Source organism: Alkaliphilus flagellatus, from assembly GCF_018919215.1.
Taxonomy (GTDB): domain Bacteria; phylum Bacillota; class Clostridia; order Peptostreptococcales; family Natronincolaceae; genus Alkaliphilus_B; species Alkaliphilus_B flagellatus.
The window spans coordinates 178,525-197,516 of record NZ_JAHLQK010000003.1 but is presented as its reverse complement, the minus strand read 5'-3'; the positions used below and the strand labels follow the sequence as shown (position 1 = coordinate 197,516).

Here is an 18,992-nt window from a genome sequence, read left to right as displayed (position 1 = left end):
CACTGCCCAAAACACTTCTAATCTCCAATTTCCTAATTAGGTTAGTATTTATAGAAAAAAATAGGTACAAATAACAACAGCCGCTATCATAGATGCTAAATGAGAAATTAATGCGGCTCCTATTGTATGTCTACCCTTTTTAATTCCTACAGAACCAAAGTATACTCCCATAGTATAAAAGATAGTTTCCGCAGATCCCATCATAGTGGACCCTAGCCTACCGACAAAACTATCTGGACCATAGGTATTTAGAACATCTTGCAAAACTGCCAAGGCTCCACTACCTGATATGGGCCTCATTATTGCTAATGGCAATATTTCTGGGGGTATCCCAATAAATGACATTATAGGACTTGAAAAATCTATTAAATAGTCAATAGCCCCTGATTTTCTCATAAAACCTATAGCAATAAATATGGCAACTAAATAAGGCATAATTGTTATTGAACTTTTAAACCCATCTGCTGCCCCTTCTACAAAGGTTTCATACATACTTACTCCTTTAATCCACCCATGTAGCAGTATAATGCTCATCATTATAGGAATAGCGATTACTGATGTATAACTAAGTACTTTTATCATCTCTTTCCCTCCATTATTTTACATGCAGCAACCCCAACAACAGTTGATACGATTGTAGCTAAAATTGATGTAACAATTATTTCGGATGGATTAACAGATCCCGCATCTGCTCTTAGCTTCAATATGGTAAGGGGGATTAGCTGTATAGAAGACATGTTAATTACAAGAAACATAGCCATTGCATTAGTAACAGTTTTTTTATCTGGATTTAATCTTTGAAGTTCTTCCATAGCCTTAAGGCCTAGGGCTGTTGCAGAATTACCAGCTCCAAACATATTTGCAACCATATTCATCATCATTGCCCCAATAGCAGGATGGTTAGGTGGTATATCAGGAAATAAAAACCTTGTTATTGGTGTCATAGATTTGGCAAAGCTATTAATAAGGCCAGACTTTTTGGCAATATTCATAAGTCCAAGCCAAAATGACATAATTCCTGTAAGACCTATTGCAAAGACTACAGCTTCTCCAGTATCATGAATAATTACATCATTAATTATTTCAGGTTTTCCTGTAAGAATGGCAACTACAATTCCTATAAATATCATAACTATCCAAATAATATTCATATAAAAATCTCCTTTTCACATATATAAAAAAGTTTTCTTCATTCTAATATATGAAAGGAGGCTTTTCCTATATGTGAAAATTCGTCTAATGCTATTTCACCGACTCATGGCCCGCTTGAAATTTTTCTGATGGATATGAAATAAAAAACAAACTAATACTAAATAATAATATGTACAAACTATGGAATATTCTAAAATTCGAGTGTTTATATAGGTTTTCGTCAATTTTCTTCAGTTTATGACATAGATCGGCTTGTTGCCTCTTATTATTCAACTTTGATATAATATACTTTAATTAAAAATATTAACCAAAGGAAGGTAGAAAAATGAGAAACTTGACCTTGCTGACAGATCTTTATCAGCTAACTATGATGAATGGTTATTTTAAAAATGGAGTTGATAAAAACACTGTCGTCTTTGATCTGTTCTTTAGAAAAAATCCTTGCCAAAATAGTTATACTATAATAGCAGGAATAGAGCAGGTAATCGATTATATCGAGAATATTAATTTTGATGAAGAGGACTTAACATATTTAAAGAGTTTAAACTTATTTAATGATGAGTTTATAAACTACTTAAGAAATTTTAAGTTTACTGGAACTATTTATAGTGTTGAAGAAGGTTCTATTATGTTTCCATACGAACCTATTTTAAGAGTAAAAGCTCCAGCCATTCAAGCTCAACTAATTGAGACAGCTCTATTAAATATAATAAACTTCCAATCTCTAATCGCTACTAAGGCTTCTCGTATTTGTACTGCGGCAAAAGGAGATTCTGTTTTTGAGTTTGGTTTAAGACGTGCTCAAGGACCTGATGCAGGCATATATGGTGCTAGGGCAGCCGTTATAGGTGGCTGTGTGGGAACTTCCAATGTTCTTGCAGGAAAGAAATTTGATATACCAGTTATAGGAACCCACGCACACAGTTGGATTCAAACATTTGAAACAGAGCTTGAGGCATTTCGTGCCTACGCTAAAGTATATCCAAACAATACACTTCTTTTGGTTGATACTTATAATGTATTAAACAGTGGTGTTCCAAATGCTATTACTGTATTTAAGGAATTAAGAGAACAGGGATACAAGCCTCAAGGTATTCGTATTGATTCTGGAGATATAGCTTATTTATCAAAGGAAGCTCGCAAAATGCTAGATGCAGCTGGATTTGAAGATACAACTATAGTGGCCTCCAGTGATTTAGACGAGGAAGTTATTAATAATTTAAAGCTACAGGATGCTGCTGTTAATGCTTGGGGTGTAGGTACTAACCTTATAACATCTAAAGGCTGTCCTGCATTAGGTGGAGTATATAAGCTATCTGCAGCTGAAGAAAATGGTGAACTTGTTCCTAAAATAAAGATTTCTGAAAATCCCGAAAAAATTACAAATCCTGGATATAAAAAAGTTGTACGTATTTATGATATAGAAAATGGTAAAGCCCAAGCAGACTTAATAATGCTTGATGACGAAGAGATTAACATTAATGAGCCTTTGACTATATTCCATCCATTATATACTTGGAAAAAGAAGACCTTTAGAAATTATCGTATTAGAGAGATGTTAGTTCCTCTATACGAGGATGGGACCCTAGTTTACAAAAGAAAGAGCATGAAAGAAATATGTGAATATACTAAGGCTGAACTAGACACACTTTGGCCAGAATATAGACGTTTAAACCGTCCACAGCTTTATAAGGTAGATCTTTCTAAAAAACTTTGGGATTTAAAGAATGAAATGATGGGCCAATTTCGTGAAGAATGAACTATTCTGAAATATCTAAGATCTATATCTTAACTTAAAGATATAGGTCTTTTATTGTGAATACAACAAGGTTCCCGGGACCCATCAGCAATCTTTGATTGCGTTGATGGGTGGGGTTCTTATTATGGGCATCTATATAGCACTATGGAAATTTTAAAAAACATATGTATTTAGTGTTGACTAATAATGGAATATTTGGTACTATTTAAAGAGAGATTGTCGAATTTTGTAATATTAGCGTATAGTACTATAATTATTTAATGAGACATTACATATTTTAATTATCTTATTAATAAAGAAGGGGGATTTCAATTGAAATCAACAGGTATTGTAAGAAAAGTGGACGAGCTTGGTCGTGTGGTTTTACCTATCGAGCTTAGACGTACATTAAACATTGCAGAAAAGGACGCTTTAGAAATTTATGTAGATGGACAAAATATTATTTTAAAAAAATATGAGCCTGCGTGTATATTCTGTGGTAATGCAAAGGATGTTATAATCCACAAGAATAAAAACATTTGCTCCGAATGTCTAACTGACCTTAAAAAATAGTCTTCATTATGTAATATACTCTTTGTGTAGATTACATTTAAAAGAGCCCCTAGGGCTCTTTATTTTTACTTATACACTTGAAATTTTTAATATAATTAAAAAATTAAATTCGACAGGAATCAAGGAGATAGCATTAGACGACTTTCTATAAATCAATCGCCTCTTTGTATACATCTCTCTTTGAAATATTTCTAAGCTTTGCAACTTCCCTTATTGCGGATTTCTTATCTGCTCCATTTTCCATTAATAAAATAATATGTTCCTTTATGGTCATTTGTTCTAGCTTATTTTGCTCCTCTAAAGCTTCTTCCTCCAAACTAGCTCCTTCACAAAGCAGCACCATTTCTCCCCTAGGTGGATTTATATTTAAATAATCTATAAGCTCCGTTATATTGCCACGAATAAATTCCTCATACCTTTTAGTAAGCTCCCTACCTATTACCGCTTTACGATTACCAAATATATTAAGTATATCTTCCAGGGTAGATGTGATTCTATGTGGAGCCTCATAAAAAACCAATGTACGATCTTCTCTTTTAATCCTTTGTAGTCTTTCTTTTCGCTTCTTTTTATCTCTATCTAAAAATCCTTCAAAGGTAAATTTAGTTGTATCTAGTCCAGAAGCTACTAAAGCTAAAATAGAAGCTGTGGCTCCCGGTAAAACCTCAAAAGCTACTCCCTCTTCTATACATAGCTTTATCATATCTGCGCCTGGGTCTGATATTCCTGGCATTCCTGCATCGGATACTAGGGCAATATTTTCTCCTTCTAATAGCTTATTAACTAATACTTCTCCCTTTGTCCTTTTATTATGTTCATGATAGCTAATTAAAGGCTTTTGAATTTCGAAATGGTTTAAAAGCTTTAAGGTATGTCTAGTATCTTCTGCTGCAATTAAATCTACACTTTTTAATATATTCAATGCTCTTATTGTTATATCTCCTAAATTACCTATTGGCGTAGGACAAATATAGAGGATTCCTTTACTCAAAAAACTCATCTCCTTCCTCTATCTGTGTTTTTCCATATGTATGAAAAATTTGAGCAGTGTATTTGCCTTCTTCATTATATACATATAAAGGATCTAATATTTTCAACTCTGGTTTAGCTGCCTTAATGCATTCTAATAAGAGTAAATTCGGTTTTTTATTATATGTAGAATGAATAAATTGTAATCTCTTTGGTTCTAACTTATATTGTCTACAGCAAACCATTATATCAACTAAACGTATAGGTCTATGAACCATAAAAAATCTTCCGTTATGCTTTAAAAGTCTAGAAGCTGTCCTAATAACGTCCTCTAATGTACATTTTACTTCATGACGTGATATAGCTTTTTTATCATCTATATTAATGAGTCCCTCTGGATGCATATATGGTGGGTTTGATGTTATTACATCGTATCCATTAACCTCTAAATTTTTTTCTGCATCCTTTAAGTCCATATTTAATATTTTAATTCTATCCTCTAGCCCATTTAACTTGACACTTCGCTGAGCCATATTTGCTACTTCCTCTTGAATTTCTAATGCAGTAATGTGGCTAGTTTCACTTTTACCTGCTAGTAGGATAGGAATTATTCCAGTCCCTGTGCCAAGATCAATCACCTTAGCATTTTTCTTTAATCCTACAAAATTAGCTAATAAAACAGCATCTATTCCAAAGCAGAATCCTTTTGGATTTTGAATAACTTTCAAATTATTTATTTGTAAATCATCTACTCTTTCGTATTCATATACTAGATTTTCCATTTTGACTCCCCTTGTCTTTTAGTGATCCTATATCTAACAACTTTAAGGCTCCATCCTATCCCATCTATTATATCACTTTTGTTTATTGTCTATTATATAATTCTTTCTTTTACTAGTTTAATACTCTAAACGCAAAACAGGTAAAGTGCTTATACTCTACCTGTTTTGAATACTATTTCATTTTAATATTTATAACCTTGTTATCCTGTATATAAATAACGGCTTCTTTACCTACTTTAACTTCAGCCATGTTCACATCTTCTTCAACATAAAACACCTTAATATCATTATCTATTTGAATTACAATTAAAGGTTTTCTACCATCATCCTTGGCAATAATTTTTCCTTCTAGCTTTCTTGTTTCCTCATCTTTACTTCCTTCAATTAATTTTACCTTATCTCCTTCTACAGTAAGCTTTAACTCCATCCCTTGAATTAGGTCGTCAATCTTTCTTTTTTCTCCATTAATACGGACAACAAGGTCAGACTTTAGTTGATAATTAAGGAGTTTGTTATCTTTATAAATATATACTTGATTTTGATCTTTGCTAATTAGTAAGAGCTTTCCTTCTACAGTATATGTAGTTTCTTTTTCTCTTGTAGCCTTAAGTTCTGTAATAGTATTATCTTTGTCTAGTTTAATAAAAACTTCATCGTTTTTCCTAATATCTTCAAACTTTGCAGTTTTCTTATTTAACTCTATTTTAGCTTTGTTAGACACAAACAGGCTAAGAATCGCCGTTCCATCCTCAATAACTATTCTTCTTTCTTTCGTATCTATATCTTTTATAGTTGTTTGATATTCCTTTGTATCTTTTTCTTGCTGAATAAATCGTTTCTGTATTCCAGGGGGTAACCCTCCCTTTTTGGCTAAACCTGGCGGTGTATGTGCACTTACTGAAGAAAATCCTAACCCAAACACTAAGCACATAGTAATTAAACTGACTAAACGTTTTTTCATTTTATCATACCTCCTGTTAATTTATATTATATCATTACGACTATTTTAAATTTTTAAGTACCTCTATATGTAAAATTAAGAAATATTTATTATTTTTTCCAAAAAAAGAAACCTTTTTAGGGTTTCTTTGACTTATTATTCTTATTATTATCTTTATCTTTATTCTCTTTATCTTTATTCTCTTTATCTTTATTCTCTTTATTCTCTGTATCCTTATTCTCTTTATCTTTATCTTCTTTATCTTTATTATTTTTATATTTATTATTTTTATTTCCATTAGCAGGATTATTATTTTTTATCCACTTATCATCTTTTTTTTCTTTGTTACATTCTTCATCATCGTCATCACTATCCTTGTCGTCATCTTCTTTATCATCGTCTTCATCCTCTTCATCGTCATCTTCATCTTTATTGTTTTCTTTATTGTCCTTAGGATAATCCTTTGCTTTATTGTTTCTTGGATGTTCTTTAAATACTGGATGCTCTTTCTGATTTTGTTCCTTAACATTGTTATTCTTCTGAGCATTTGGGGTACTCTCTACCTTTTCTTTGTTGTCCTTTTCTTTATTATCCTTATCTTCTTTTTTCTCTTTTTGGTCTTTATTATTCTCTTTACTCTCTTTCACGGAGTTTTCTTTTTTATCTATTTTAGGCTCATCAACTTTGGAAGCTTTAATTTTAGCAATTTCTTCTATAAGTTCCTTTACTGTTTTATTTTTTAGCTCCTTTATTTTATTCCCGTTCAAACCTTTATTTTGAATATTTTTATAAACCTCCATCTTTCCTACTGAAATATGTTCTTCTTTCGATCTTTTTAGTGTTTCTTTATTGGATTCCATTGTAACAACTTCAATATGCTGCCCACGCTCAGTAGATATGTTTTCTATCTTTTCCTTTCCCTCTATCAACAATTGTGTTAGGTCTTTAGTATCCTCTTTATAGGCCTTTAATCCTACTGCTGTTACTAATATGTAATTAGGCTCAGTTTCTTTAATATATCCTTTATATTCTGCCATTTTCACCAACTCTTGTAATGCATCCACCAATGGTCGTCTTCTTAGATTACTAAGAGGAAGTCCTAAAGCATCTTCATTAAGTGCTGATGCCTTTATTACTTGGTGGTTTCTATTAATTTTTATTTCAATACTTGGATTTATATCGACAGATAGTAAAGCGACTGCTCTGTAGTTTGTATTCCAAAAACTTACACCGTATATAGAAGTAATGACTAACAAAAATATTGCGGCTGCAACCGTTGAAATGTTTTTGACAGTTAGGTTTCTCCTTCTAATAATATCTTCAGTTTCAAAATATACTTCCATACCTTCTTCTAAGCCTTCACTTTTCTTAATTCTCTCGAAGGTACAATCTTCTGTAATTACAACTATACTATCATGGCAAACTTCTATTATGCTACCACGGTGAATCATTCAATTTTCCCCCTCTCATTATGGGAGATATACTCCTTTAATGTATCTAGATCACTGTTAAGAATCAATATAATTGCTATAATAAATTTTCTACTTCTTTGTACAACTTTTTTGGATACCTTTAGATCTCGCATTAAATCACTAGTTGGAAGATTTTTTGTCTTTAAAAATTTTTCTCTTAAATGGATATTTTCAAATACATATTTTCCAATACTAATAGCTGCAATTCTAGTATCTCGATGTTTTGGAGCGTGATTAATTAAGTCTTCTAAGGAAACATCAAAGTCTTTCATATTTTCAACTAGAGTGGCCATATCTAATCTAGTTTCGATTCCTGCCTCAAATCCTTCTATAGCCATAATATTTTCAGTATAATTATCATCCTCATCATCAGATTTTAACTGACTAATATAAACTTCCTTGGATCTTCTCGACTCACTGCGAAGTTGGTCTATCAATCGACTTTTTATTACCATAGAAGCAAAGGTTAAAAAGTTACCTCTTTTTTCATCGTACTTTTCAATGGCTTCGTTAAAAGCTATTAATCCAATACTAAATGCATCATTATTTTCTACTTCTATATATTTTCCTAGTTGATTACTAAGTATTTTTTTAATAAAAGGAATATACTCCTCAATTAGATTATTCCTATCATCTTCGTTGCCATTCTGTATATCCTTGACTCTTTCCTCTAATGTCTTTTTTTTCTTAAAAATATTGAGAAGTTTGGTCACCCGGGCACCTCCTCTTTATACATTACGGGACTTTGTAAATTTTTCAGTCTCTATTTTAATTACTTATATTTCAATATTAAAAAACTCCCACTCAAAATTAGAGCAGGAATTTATTATTGTTTCCTATGTACATCTAATATTTGATACTCTTAACTATATCATAATCAGATGTTATATTGCCACTTTTCAAAGTACATTGGTAATTAAAACCTATATTATCAATTTTTACTCAGTGCAATGCAAATATTTAAAAAGTCATCTGGCGAAAAATTTTTTTGAAATTTATTTTTTAGTTTTCTGTAATATGAAAACCTAACCATTGAATATCTTTCTATTTTTTTCACATATTCTTTACTAAACATATTTTTATTTTTAGATATTGCTTCTAATATCATAACTTTACAGCTCTCCCCAATGACTTCCTTTACCTTTATAGATTCCTCTGATGAAAAAATATTTGTATCATTTAATACTTCTTCTATAAACCAAAAAAGTTTATTAGTTAATTTATCTAAAGGCAATTTTTTAGCCAAGCTAGAAAATATAGTCATATGATTATTGGCTAAATCATCTTTCACATCCTGCAAATCATCAATTAATTGTAAAAACACACCATATGCAAACATAAATCCTAATTCTTCTTCAGAAAGCTGACCCTTTACAAGATAACCATCTGCTAATACAGATGTGCCTCCTTTTTCAAAGCTAATACCTATAATATCCTTTTCAAAGGGCAAGGCGTATCCTTTTTGTTGAACTAAACTCTGTTCTTGAGCCCTATGGATATATAATAAGCTCTTAAAGACTTCACTATTTTGATCTCTTGAATATTGTTTCTCTATATTTTTAACTAGCCTATAAATGGACTCTTCATAGCTATTTATAGGCATAACTTCTTTACCTAAAAGCCATTCTTTAAATCTTTGGTTAAAGTTAATTTTATCTTCTAAAGAAACCCTTGTATTGTCCAAATAGTTATCTGTATAAGGATATAACATACTGTAAGCAAAAATAGATGGAGTTAACTCCACTTCTATATCCAGTAATATTTGAATGCTATTCATAATCCACACATTTCTAATAGCTTGGAAAATATCATAAACCTCTATATTAGAATCAAAATTTCTAGCTTCATCTAGAAATGCTTCTGTAATTAAAGAATATCCCTTATTAACAAAGAAATCTATAGAGCTATTTTCATGTCCAAGAATATTAAGTTCTATATTTTTTACTAAGGATAATATGTTATTATACCATTCCTTTTCATCATCTTTATCCTGTGGTAAGTTTTCGAGCTCTATGAAAAGCTTCTTTCTAAATTTATCTATTTGTCTCTCATTTTTCAACTTATTAAAATAGGTGGTTTCATTTTCAAACCTAGGAAAATCATTCTTTGTTTCCCACCATAATGATAGATACTTATGTTTTAAATATTCTACAAGGTCTCCAGTATTATAACAATTTTGAATACCCTCATTAATCTTCTCAGTCAAAGCTTTGTCCCCCATCTTCCCCATATAATATAATTATATATTACCATATGCTGGATATCATCACAAAGTTATACTATAAAATTAAGTCTAATTAAAAAACAAACCAAATCTGCTTATGATATGGTTTGTTTAATTTAAGCTACACTTTCACTTGTAGTTTTTAACCTACTAAAACTGATAAACTCTCCTGTTAGCATTACTATAGGGTTTAAAAAGCATAGAACAGCAAAGGGCGCATACTGGATAGCAGAAACTCCAATTATAGAATATATAATAACAGCATTTACATTCCAAGGCATAAGTGGGGCTACTATAGTACCTGTATCTGCCACGGTTCTAGCTAATATAGATTTATCTATATTTCTTTTTTCAAACTTTTCTAGTGCAACCTTCACAGGAATAATAATACCAACGGTTTGATCACATGTAGCGGCCGTAAGTAAACAGCTTAATAAGCTGGTCTTTGCAATAAGAGAAAATCTGCTATCCTTTTCTTTAAATAAACCATCAATTAAAGGTTTTAATAAATTGCCGTTTTCGAAAAGACTACTAAGAGCAACACTTCCCATTATTATTAGTACGACTTCAAGCATTTGTACTATACCACCGCCAGATACTAGACTATCTAATTCTACCATTCCAGTTCCGGATTTGTATCCCCATAGTATAGATTTTACTAAAGTTAATATATTAACCTTCTGTACTAAAACTGTTACAACAGATGTGCAGATTACACCAATTGTCATATTATATGATGCCTTAATACCTAAAAAAGCTAATACAATAACTAGCAAAGGAAACAACAGAAGATACGGCGAAACCACCATAGAGCTATTTATTAGCTTCTGGTATTCATATACTTTACCCATATCCCCTCCACCTTTATAAACATTTCCGAAAATATAATATATTATTGCTGATAAAGCTATTGTGGGTATTAAAGTCTTTGAAGCAGACTTTACGTAATCGATATAATCTGTGCCTGTTATCTCCAATGTTAAATTATTAAGAGAAGATATAGGTGCAATCTTATCTGCAATAAATGCTCCAGAAATTACAGCTCCTAAAAGTACAGGGGTGGGAATCATAAGCCCCTTACCTATGGCTAACATAGCTATTCCAACAGTACTTATAGTTCCAACGGCTGTACCCATTACATAGGACATCATTAAAGTAAATATAAAAGCTACAACTACAAAATTATAGCCTTTAACATAATTAAATCCATAGTAGATAATACTTGGTACTACACCAGAGGACAACCAAGTAGATATAGTAGCTCCCATAAGTATTATTATTATGAATACAGACCTACATCCCTTAATTCCTTCAAACATTATATTTATAAGAGTTCCAATTCCATAACCCTTTCTCAAAAGTATTATTGATGTAAAAATAACTGCTCCTATAAAAGCGAACACAAGCGAAATATTTAAAATAATACTTATAGTAATCAGTGTAAATGATACAATAGCAAGAATTATAGTATCAACTATAGAAACCTTCTGCTCTCCCATGAAGTCCACCCCTTCTTTACTAAGCTTAATAAATACATCTTGAAAATTAATTATACTATTTTTCATTGTAAAATATAAGGGGTTATGAATAAATAATTTCATTTTATAAAATATTCTGCTAACTTCGTTTTATCCTCCAAGGGTAATATCTTGATCATTGTACCAGTTTAATGCCTCATAAAAATGATTAGGCTTAAAATCTGGCCAATAATCGTCTACTACATAAAAGTCTGCATATATGGACTGCACTGGAAGAAATCCACTTAGCCTTCTTCGTCCTCCCCAGCGTATAATAAGATCTACCCTTGAAACATCATAGGTTTCTATTTGATTATTTATATTGTTACTTCTACATTTGGACCTCTTCAAGTAGTTTAGATCCCACTTCCAGCTATAATTTACCAGAAAGTTAACCTTTATTCCGCCACTACCAAAGGTCTGTCTAGTTGTATATGGCAGTAGTTCCTTTGGAAACATTGGAGAATTAGTATTTCCTACTACAAGAAGAGATGCATTTTCATTCGAAAGTATTTTTACTGCATTAATACACGCATCTGTAAAAGCTTTTATTTGATCCGTTGGTCTTTTTGTATTATCTACTGTAAATCCATAATATGTAATTTCTTTAACTCCTGCCATTTCACACATTTTGAAAAGCAAAAGACCTGGATCAATTCCAGATTTATATCCATCTGCTCTAGACAGGCCCTTATTCTCCGCCCATCTTCTATTCCCATCAGGAATTATTCCTATATGTTCAGGTATTCTCACTTTAACCACCTCTTAAATATTTAATATACAAGTATTGTGACCTATAATTCTTAACTATAATAAGTTTTATTGCTTTAAAATACTTTATCTACATTATTAACATCCTTTGGAAATTTAATCATATATCGCGTATATGTTTCATTTGATACACGCTACCTATTCATAAATAACTTTTAGTGAATTGGATTTTTTCTTATGGTAAAATATAAATAGTACATATGGGAAAAGGAGCTGTTGATATTGGAAAAGCTTTATTATGAAAATCCTTATGAAAAAGACTTTATCGCTGACATAATAGATATAATAGAGGAAGATAATAAGTTTCATATTTTACTTAATAAAACCTATTTTTATCCTGAAGGTGGTGGACAGCCAAGTGATACTGGTTATATAGAGTCTACTCCTGTAGTTTATGTTTACGATAAAGAAGGAAGTATATATCATGTAGTAGAAAGAAAACCTTCTAAAATTAAAAAAGTTAAATGCAAAATAGACTGGGAAAGAAGATATGATCATATGCAGCAGCACCTAGGACAGCATATTCTATCTGCCTCTTTAATTGAGCTTTTCAATGCTAACACTGTTGGTTTCCATCTTGGAAAAGAGTATTCTACTATAGATATAGATAAGGTAATTAGTGATGAGAACTTTAAAAATGCAGAAAACATGGCTAATGAGATAATACTTAACAATATCTCTGTAGAAGTTTTATATCCAACTGATAAAGAACTAAAAAAACTCTCCCTTAGAAAACTACCTCCTAAGACAGATAATCAAATTAGATTAGTTAAAATTGGGGATGTCGATATTAATGCATGCTGTGGAACACACCCATACTCTACTATTGAGGTTCAGCTAGTTAAATTTACTAGATGGGAAAAATATAAGAACGGTATGAGAATAGAGTTTTTATGTGGAAAAAGAGCTGTAGAGGATTACACTGCAAAGTATGAAAGAGTAAAAGAAATAGGTAGGTTATTAGCTGTAAGTGAAAATGATATATTAGAAGATATAGGACGTATATCCAAGGAACTTAGGGAGACTAATGCTGAAATAAAATCCTTAAGAGATGAAGTAGCTGGATATGTAGTAGAGAAAATGTTTTTAAATACAGAGTCTATAAAGGATGTAAAGATAATTAAAGAAGTATATAATGATGTGGACTTAAAATATGTTAACACTTTAGCTTCTAAGTTAGCAGCTTACCCTAATGTAGTAGCTTTATTTGGGGCTATTTCAGGAGATAAGGCTCACCTTGTATTTATGCGTTCTAAGGATTTAAAAGTGGTGAATATGGGCACCCTTCTAAAGGATGCCATAACCTTAATAGATGGTAAGGGTGGTGGTAGCGACTTTTCAGCCCAAGGTGGGGGAAGAAATAACAATAATTTAGAGTCCTGCTTAGAGTATGCTTATAATAAGGTCAAGGATCTAGTAGTGTCCGGTAATTAATATTAAAATTTTAACTAGTATTTATATAAAATTTAAAGCCAAGGAGAGCATCACCTTGGCTTTATCCCAGTACCTTCCTTGCTATTGTTACAGCTTCCTTTGCATCCTTAGCATAATAATCAGCCTTTATCATATTAGCATAATCTTCATTTAATACTGCCCCGCCTACCATAACTGTACAGTCGGAACTAACCTTTTTTAAAGCTCCTATGGTTTCTTCCATGTTTTTTACCGTAGTAGTCATTAAAGCACTAAGACCTACAAGTTTAACATCATTTTTAATAGCTTCTTCTATTATTTTTTCCTTGGGAACATCTTTGCCTAAATCTATAATTTCATAATTATAATTTTCCAGAAGGACCTTCACTATGTTTTTACCTATATCGTGGATATCCCCTTTTACAGTGGCTAATATTATCTTGCCTTTTGAAATTTCAGCATTAGCCCCTTCTTTTAATTTTTCCTTTATAACCTGGAAGGAGTTTCTTACCGTTTCTGCTGACTGTATTAGCTGAGGAAGAAATATATCTCCATTTTCATATTTTTCTCCTACCACATCTAAGGCAGGAACTATATATCTATTAACAACTTCTAAGGGTTCCTTGTGGACCAATAACTTTATAGTGGCATCCTTAGCCTGCTCTTTCATTCCCTTTAATATTATTTTAAATAAATCATCTTCAATATTGTTTGTTATAGAAGCTTGATCTTTAAATACATTTTCGTTGTATTTTAAATATTTTTTTGCTCCTTTATCCTCATTCCATAATACCTTAGAGGCCATTATTGTATCCATCATAGCTTTATCCATTGGGTTTATTATAGGTAAATCCAAGCCTACTAACAAGCTTGCAGCTAAAAAGGTTCTGTTTAAAAGGTCCCTATTAGGTAATCCAAAGGACACATTAGATACCCCTAGTACTGTTTTTACCTTAAGCTTCTCCTTCACTAAGGAAAGGGCCCTTAGGGTCTCTTTAACTTCTTCCTGCTGAGCGGCAGCTGTTAATGTTAAGCAATCTATATATATGTCTTCTTTATCTATACCATACTTTTCTGCTGTTTTTACTATTTTTTCAGCTATTTTAAATCTTTCTTTGGCACTTGAAGGTATTCCTTTATCATCTAAAGTAAGGCCTACTACGGAAGCTCCGTATTTTTTTACTATAGGTAGTATACTTTCTAAAACCTTATCCTCTCCATTTACCGAGTTAACTATAGCCTTTCCGTTATAAGCTCTTAAGCCTTTCTCTATAACCCTAGGATTTGTAGAATCTATTTGTAGAGGTACATCTAATATGGATTGTATTTCTTTAATAACCTTTACCATCATTTCCTCTTCATCTATTTCTGGCAATCCTACATTAACATCTAAAATCTGAGCTCCTGCCTCAACTTGAGCTATAGCCTCCCTTAAAACATAGTCTAAATCTCCCTTTCTTAATGCTTCTTTAAATAGTTTTTTACCTGTGGGATTTATCCTTTCACCTATTACCTTTACTTCATCTATGATTACCGCCTTAGTAGAGGTGCATATACCACTCATATAACTGTAATGTCTATCTTCTAATTTTATATCACTTAAAGCTTTTGCTAGATTTTCTATATGTTTATCCGTTGTACCACAACATCCCCCTATTACCTTTACTCCTTTTCCTACAAAACTAGATCCATAGCTTGCAAACTCTTCTGGAGAAATATTAAAAACAGTCTGACCATCAACAATACTAGGTAGACCCGCATTTGCCTGAACCATAACAGGTATCTTAGAAATACTTAATATTTCATCTATTATAGGCTCTATCTCTTTAGGCCCTAGGGAGCAGTTAACTCCAAGGGCATCTACCCCTAAACCCTCTATAACCATCACCATAGATGTGGCATTACAGCCTGTAAAGGTTTTCTTATCGGCTTCAAAACTCATGGTGCAAAATATTGGCAAATCCGAATTTTCCTTAGCTGCTAATATAGCGGCCTTTGCTTCATATAGATCTGTCATTGTTTCTATTAATATCAAATCCACACCACTCTTTACCCCTTGGACAACCTGCCTTTTAAAAACATTATAAGCTTCTTCAAAGCTTAAGGTCCCCATAGGCTCTAGTAACTCCCCAATGGGTCCTATATCTAAAGCTATATATACTTCTTTGCCATCAACAGCTTTCTTTGCATTTTCTACTGCTGCATATATTATTTGTTCTACAGTAAAATTGCTGTCTTCAAGCTTAATTTCATTGGCTCCAAAGGTGTTTGTGGTAATGATGTTTGCACCAGCCTTAATATAGCTTTTATGGATTTCAACCACTGTTTCAGGAGAATTAATACTTAAGGTTTCTGGTAACTCACCTAGCTTTAATCCCTTATTTTGTAGCATAGTACCCATTGCCCCATCAAATATTAAAATGCCATTTTTAAATCTATTTTTAATGCCCAAATTTCTCATCTCCTTTCCTAAACATACAGGTATAATATTTGCTGCAATTTAAACAGCTGATTTTTTTTATCTTATCCTTTCTATCTACAACCCCTACTATTGCCGTAACGGATTTTCTTGGTATTAAAATGCTATGGGAAGATGCAGTAAGTCCTATAGCTTTTTCTGCATCCAACATGGATAGAAATCTTTTTTGTATGTTTATAGGTAAGTCTCCATAGCCTGGGCTATATCTTGATGTTAATGTTTTATTCTCTACATTAAGGATATTCTCTAATTCTTCACAGATTTTATCACAAATTTCTTCTATTGCTGCAGTAGCACAGGCATCTAGTATTAATGCCTTAGTCATATTTATCTTTTCATAGTATCTTATTTTTGCATCTACATCATTTCCTAATGTTACTGCTATTAAAGTACAGATTTCAGATTTATCCAAATGGTTTTCAATATCCTTTCCTACCAAATTAAAATTGCTACTATTTAAATATATTTTCTCTTCTTTTCTCATAATATTAAAGAACTTATATATATATCTGGGCTTAATTAAATTTCTCATTTCATCCATTGATTCTTCAATCAAATCATTAGTAATTTTATCTAAATTTTGATTTTTATAACCCAAATATCTTAAAACCTCATCTTTGTTTTTAGGACTTTTATCCATGGATAAACACAACCTTCCTTCTACTTCTTGGCCGTATTATAAATTAAACTATTTGTTTTTTATTTATAGAATTTAGTATTGAGCCAATACAGTTAGTTATGCTTTTAGCTATATAAGGACTATTCATTGTATAAAGATGTATTCCTTTAACTCCTGTAGAAACCAAATCTACTATTTGTTCTAATGCATAGGCTATTCCCGCATCTCTTAGTGCATCTTTGTCATGCTCATATTTATCTATTATTTTTATAAACTTAGATGGAAGGGTTACACCACAAAGTGAAACTATCCTTTCAATTTGCTTCCTGTTTGTTATAGGCATTATACCTGCTTGTATAGGTAGATTTATACTCTTTTGTTCTACTTTATTTAAAAAATTATAGAAATAATTGTTATCAAAGAAAAGCTGAGAAATTAAATAATCTGCTCCTGCATCTTCTTTTAACTTTAATATTTCAATGTCCTTATCTATATTCCTGCTTTCAATATGTCCTTCAGGATAACAGGCTACTGCTATACCAAAATCTTTTGTTTGCTTTATATGTTTTATAAGTTCTTGAGAATTGCTAAACTCACCTACTGAAGAATTTTCCTCTGGAATATCTCCCCTTAAAGCTAATACATTTTTAATACCATTTGCTTTTAGATTTTCTAAAATTCGAGTTGTTTCCTTCTTTGTAGAGCCTATACAAGTTAAATGGGCTAAAGCTTCTATACCATATTTATTTTTAACTAAAGATGATAATTGGCAAGTTCTGTTGTCGTTAACACTTCCACCTGCTCCGTAGGTAACACTAATATAGTCAGGATTTAAATCCTCTAAACCTTCTAAGGTATCGTATATGACTTCTATCGGCGATGTAGGTTTAGGCGGAAATATTTCAAATGAAAAAACTACTTCTTTTTCCTTAAATAACTGTTTTATATACACTTTGCATGCCCCCTTTTTAAATAATACAAAAACACTTTTAAGCTAAAGAGATTTTTTAGTCCCATTCTTGTCTATCAGCATATGCTATAGTTTTTAATCCCCTATAGGCTAAACTCTTGGGCTAATTTGTTAATTAACTCTATATTGGCTTCACTATTAAAAATATAAGATAGACTGAGTTCGGAAGTGGTTAATTTCTTATAGTTAAACTCAGCACCTTGCAGAGCATTAAAAACTTGTTCGGCTAACCGAGCTTGATTAATTCTACCATTACCTACTATAGACACTCTAGTAACATCCGCTACAGTTATAGCGGTTCTAGTGCCGATTGTACATAGTAGTTCATCCCTTATATTATTAATTTTTAAATAATTATCTTTTGAACAAATAAATGATATTTCGCCTTTTGTTTTATTTCCATTGATACTATTCTCAACCATAGATATTTCAAGGTTGTATTTATTTAATATTTTAAAAACTTTTGATAAAAGTTCTATTTTGTTTGGGATATTTTCAATACTAACACTTAGTAGATTATCATTTAAAACTAAAGATGTTACTTGCCATTCCTCCATATTTTTCTTCCTCCTAATAAAAGTGCCTAAGGTTTTTTTATTACTATTAGCTATATAAATAGGAATGTTAAACTTCTTTGCTAGAGCTACTGCCCTTTTGTCAATTACCTTACTGCCTAAGCTAGACATTTCTAAAGCTGTATCATAGCTTATTTCATCTAATTTCTTAGCCTTAGCATATATACGAGGGTCTACAGTAAATATACCATCTACGTCTGTATATATTTCGCAGGAACAGTTAAGCTTTGCTGCCAATGCTACAGCTGTAGTATCAGAGCCACCTCTACCTAGAGTTGTAATTTCTCCATCTTCATTTACTCCTTGAAATCCTGCAATAATTACTACTTTTTCATCAAGCAAATGATTAATTAATATATCGTCGTCTATATTTAAAATACTACTCTTAGTATGCTCTCCTTTGGTGGTGATCCCAACCTGCATACCAGTTAATGAAATAGTATTACAGTTTAAATTTTTAAGAGCCATAGATAACAGAGCTATAGATTGTTGCTCTCCTGTAGATAGCAAGACATCCATTTCTCTAGTACAAGGACTAGATGACACTTTTTCAGCTAGCTGAATTAAATTATCTGTGGTTTTACCCATAGCAGAAACTACAACTACTATATGTTCTACTTCATCTTTTTTCTTTATAATCTGGTTTGCAACATGTAAAATATTCTCAGTTGTTGCTAAAGATGTACCACCATATTTTTGAACCACTATATTATTATTAATTTTATTTGAAATCTCTTTTTTAAAATTATATAGATTATCCACATTATCCCCCTTAGTACAACGATAAATAGATTTGCT

17 protein-coding genes are annotated in these 18,992 nt (G+C 31.6%); 3 read left to right on the top strand and 14 right to left on the bottom strand.

Annotated elements, in window-relative coordinates; all coding sequences use genetic code 11:
• Positions 1-48: 48 nt before the first annotated feature.
• Both KQI88_RS08585 and KQI88_RS08580 read right to left on the bottom strand, forming a co-directional pair.
• Positions 49-582, bottom strand: coding sequence for a spore maturation protein (locus tag KQI88_RS08585; RefSeq protein WP_216416259.1), 534 nt, complete (start codon positions 580-582; stop codon positions 49-51).
• A complete protein-coding gene (locus KQI88_RS08580; protein WP_216416258.1) occupies positions 579-1,151 on the bottom strand; it encodes a nucleoside recognition domain-containing protein in 573 nt (190 codons plus the stop codon). The genes KQI88_RS08585 and KQI88_RS08580 overlap by 4 nt, the downstream gene beginning before the upstream one ends.
• Before the next feature lie 326 nt (positions 1,152-1,477).
• On the opposite strand from KQI88_RS08580, the gene KQI88_RS08575 reads away from it, so the two are divergent.
• Together KQI88_RS08575 and KQI88_RS08570 are read left to right on the top strand one after the other, a co-directional pair.
• The gene (locus KQI88_RS08575; RefSeq protein ID WP_216416257.1) at positions 1,478-2,911 is read left to right on the top strand and encodes a nicotinate phosphoribosyltransferase; all 1,434 of its coding nucleotides are present in this window, start codon (positions 1,478-1,480) and stop codon (positions 2,909-2,911) included.
• 312 nt (positions 2,912-3,223) lie between these two features.
• Positions 3,224-3,463, top strand: a complete 240-nt coding sequence (locus KQI88_RS08570; protein WP_212380917.1) for an AbrB/MazE/SpoVT family DNA-binding domain-containing protein — start codon at positions 3,224-3,226, stop codon at positions 3,461-3,463.
• Positions 3,464-3,608: 145 nt separating this feature from the next.
• Here the strand turns inward: KQI88_RS08570 and rsmI are convergent, their stop codons facing one another.
• From rsmI to uppS, 8 genes are all read right to left on the bottom strand, one after another.
• On the bottom strand, positions 3,609-4,463 hold the full coding sequence (gene rsmI, locus KQI88_RS08565; protein ID WP_216416256.1) for a 16S rRNA (cytidine(1402)-2'-O)-methyltransferase: 855 nt from the start codon (positions 4,461-4,463) through the stop codon (positions 3,609-3,611).
• Positions 4,447-5,214, bottom strand: a complete 768-nt coding sequence (locus KQI88_RS08560) for a tRNA1(Val) (adenine(37)-N6)-methyltransferase (protein WP_216416253.1) — start codon at positions 5,212-5,214, stop codon at positions 4,447-4,449. The genes rsmI and KQI88_RS08560 overlap by 17 nt, the downstream gene beginning before the upstream one ends.
• A gap of 172 nt (positions 5,215-5,386) precedes the next feature.
• Complete coding sequence (locus KQI88_RS08555; protein ID WP_216416251.1) at positions 5,387-6,175, bottom strand: hypothetical protein; 789 nt, start codon at positions 6,173-6,175, stop codon at positions 5,387-5,389.
• A 116-nt stretch (positions 6,176-6,291) separates the two neighbouring features.
• Complete coding sequence (locus KQI88_RS08550; protein ID WP_216416249.1) at positions 6,292-7,605, bottom strand: anti-sigma factor domain-containing protein; 1,314 nt, start codon at positions 7,603-7,605, stop codon at positions 6,292-6,294.
• Positions 7,602-8,339, bottom strand: coding sequence for an RNA polymerase sigma factor SigI (gene sigI, locus KQI88_RS08545; RefSeq protein ID WP_216416247.1), 738 nt, complete (start codon positions 8,337-8,339; stop codon positions 7,602-7,604). The genes KQI88_RS08550 and sigI overlap by 4 nt, the downstream gene beginning before the upstream one ends.
• A 218-nt stretch (positions 8,340-8,557) precedes the next feature.
• The gene (locus KQI88_RS08540) at positions 8,558-9,832 is read right to left on the bottom strand and encodes a hypothetical protein (RefSeq protein WP_216416245.1); all 1,275 of its coding nucleotides are present in this window, start codon (positions 9,830-9,832) and stop codon (positions 8,558-8,560) included.
• 134 nt (positions 9,833-9,966) lie between these two features.
• Positions 9,967-11,349, bottom strand: a complete 1,383-nt coding sequence (locus KQI88_RS08535; RefSeq protein WP_216416243.1) for a Na+/H+ antiporter NhaC family protein — start codon at positions 11,347-11,349, stop codon at positions 9,967-9,969.
• 129 nt (positions 11,350-11,478) lie between these two features.
• On the bottom strand, positions 11,479-12,120 hold the full coding sequence (uppS, locus tag KQI88_RS08530) for a polyprenyl diphosphate synthase (RefSeq protein ID WP_216416241.1): 642 nt from the start codon (positions 12,118-12,120) through the stop codon (positions 11,479-11,481).
• A gap of 240 nt (positions 12,121-12,360) precedes the next feature.
• Here uppS and KQI88_RS08525 point away from each other — a divergent pair, with 240 nt between their 5' ends.
• Positions 12,361-13,572 (top strand): alanyl-tRNA editing protein, encoded by a 1,212-nt coding sequence (locus tag KQI88_RS08525; RefSeq protein WP_216416239.1) that lies wholly within the window; start codon positions 12,361-12,363, stop codon positions 13,570-13,572.
• A gap of 61 nt (positions 13,573-13,633) precedes the next feature.
• Here the strand turns inward: KQI88_RS08525 and KQI88_RS08520 are convergent, their stop codons facing one another.
• The 4 genes from KQI88_RS08520 to KQI88_RS08505 form a co-directional block, all read right to left on the bottom strand.
• Positions 13,634-16,003, bottom strand: a complete 2,370-nt coding sequence (locus KQI88_RS08520; RefSeq protein ID WP_216416237.1) for a homocysteine S-methyltransferase family protein — start codon at positions 16,001-16,003, stop codon at positions 13,634-13,636.
• Positions 15,993-16,670, bottom strand: a complete 678-nt coding sequence (locus tag KQI88_RS08515) for a vitamin B12 dependent-methionine synthase activation domain-containing protein (RefSeq protein ID WP_216416235.1) — start codon at positions 16,668-16,670, stop codon at positions 15,993-15,995. Before KQI88_RS08515 ends, KQI88_RS08520 begins: the two co-directional genes overlap by 11 nt.
• Before the next feature lie 43 nt (positions 16,671-16,713).
• Positions 16,714-17,601 carry a methylenetetrahydrofolate reductase [NAD(P)H] gene (gene metF, locus KQI88_RS08510; protein ID WP_216416233.1) on the bottom strand — a complete coding sequence of 296 codons (888 nt, stop codon included), beginning with the start codon at positions 17,599-17,601 and terminating at the stop codon, positions 16,714-16,716.
• Between the two features lie 101 nt (positions 17,602-17,702).
• Entirely contained in the window at positions 17,703-18,956 is a 1,254-nt protein-coding gene (locus KQI88_RS08505; protein WP_216416231.1) for an aspartate kinase, read from the bottom strand.
• Positions 18,957-18,992: the final 36 nt, after the last annotated feature.

Excerpts from the sequence above, each read along its gene's own strand:
- KQI88_RS08580 (WP_216416258.1), bottom strand. The coding sequence starts at position 1,151 with ATGAATATTATTTGGATAGTTATGATATTTATAGGAATTGTAGTTGCC.
- KQI88_RS08515 (WP_216416235.1), bottom strand. The coding sequence starts at position 16,670 with ATGGATAAAAGTCCTAAAAACAAAGATGAGGTTTTAAGATATTTGGGT.
- KQI88_RS08585 (WP_216416259.1), bottom strand. The coding sequence starts at position 582 with ATGATAAAAGTACTTAGTTATACATCAGTAATCGCTATTCCTATAATG.
- KQI88_RS08535 (WP_216416243.1), bottom strand. The coding sequence starts at position 11,349 with ATGGGAGAGCAGAAGGTTTCTATAGTTGATACTATAATTCTTGCTATT.
- KQI88_RS08555 (WP_216416251.1), bottom strand. The coding sequence starts at position 6,175 with ATGAAAAAACGTTTAGTCAGTTTAATTACTATGTGCTTAGTGTTTGGG.
- rsmI (WP_216416256.1), bottom strand. The coding sequence starts at position 4,463 with ATGAGTTTTTTGAGTAAAGGAATCCTCTATATTTGTCCTACGCCAATA.
- KQI88_RS08550 (WP_216416249.1), bottom strand. The coding sequence starts at position 7,605 with ATGATTCACCGTGGTAGCATAATAGAAGTTTGCCATGATAGTATAGTT.
- KQI88_RS08560 (WP_216416253.1), bottom strand. The coding sequence starts at position 5,214 with ATGGAAAATCTAGTATATGAATACGAAAGAGTAGATGATTTACAAATA.
- KQI88_RS08575 (WP_216416257.1), top strand. The coding sequence starts at position 1,478 with ATGAGAAACTTGACCTTGCTGACAGATCTTTATCAGCTAACTATGATG.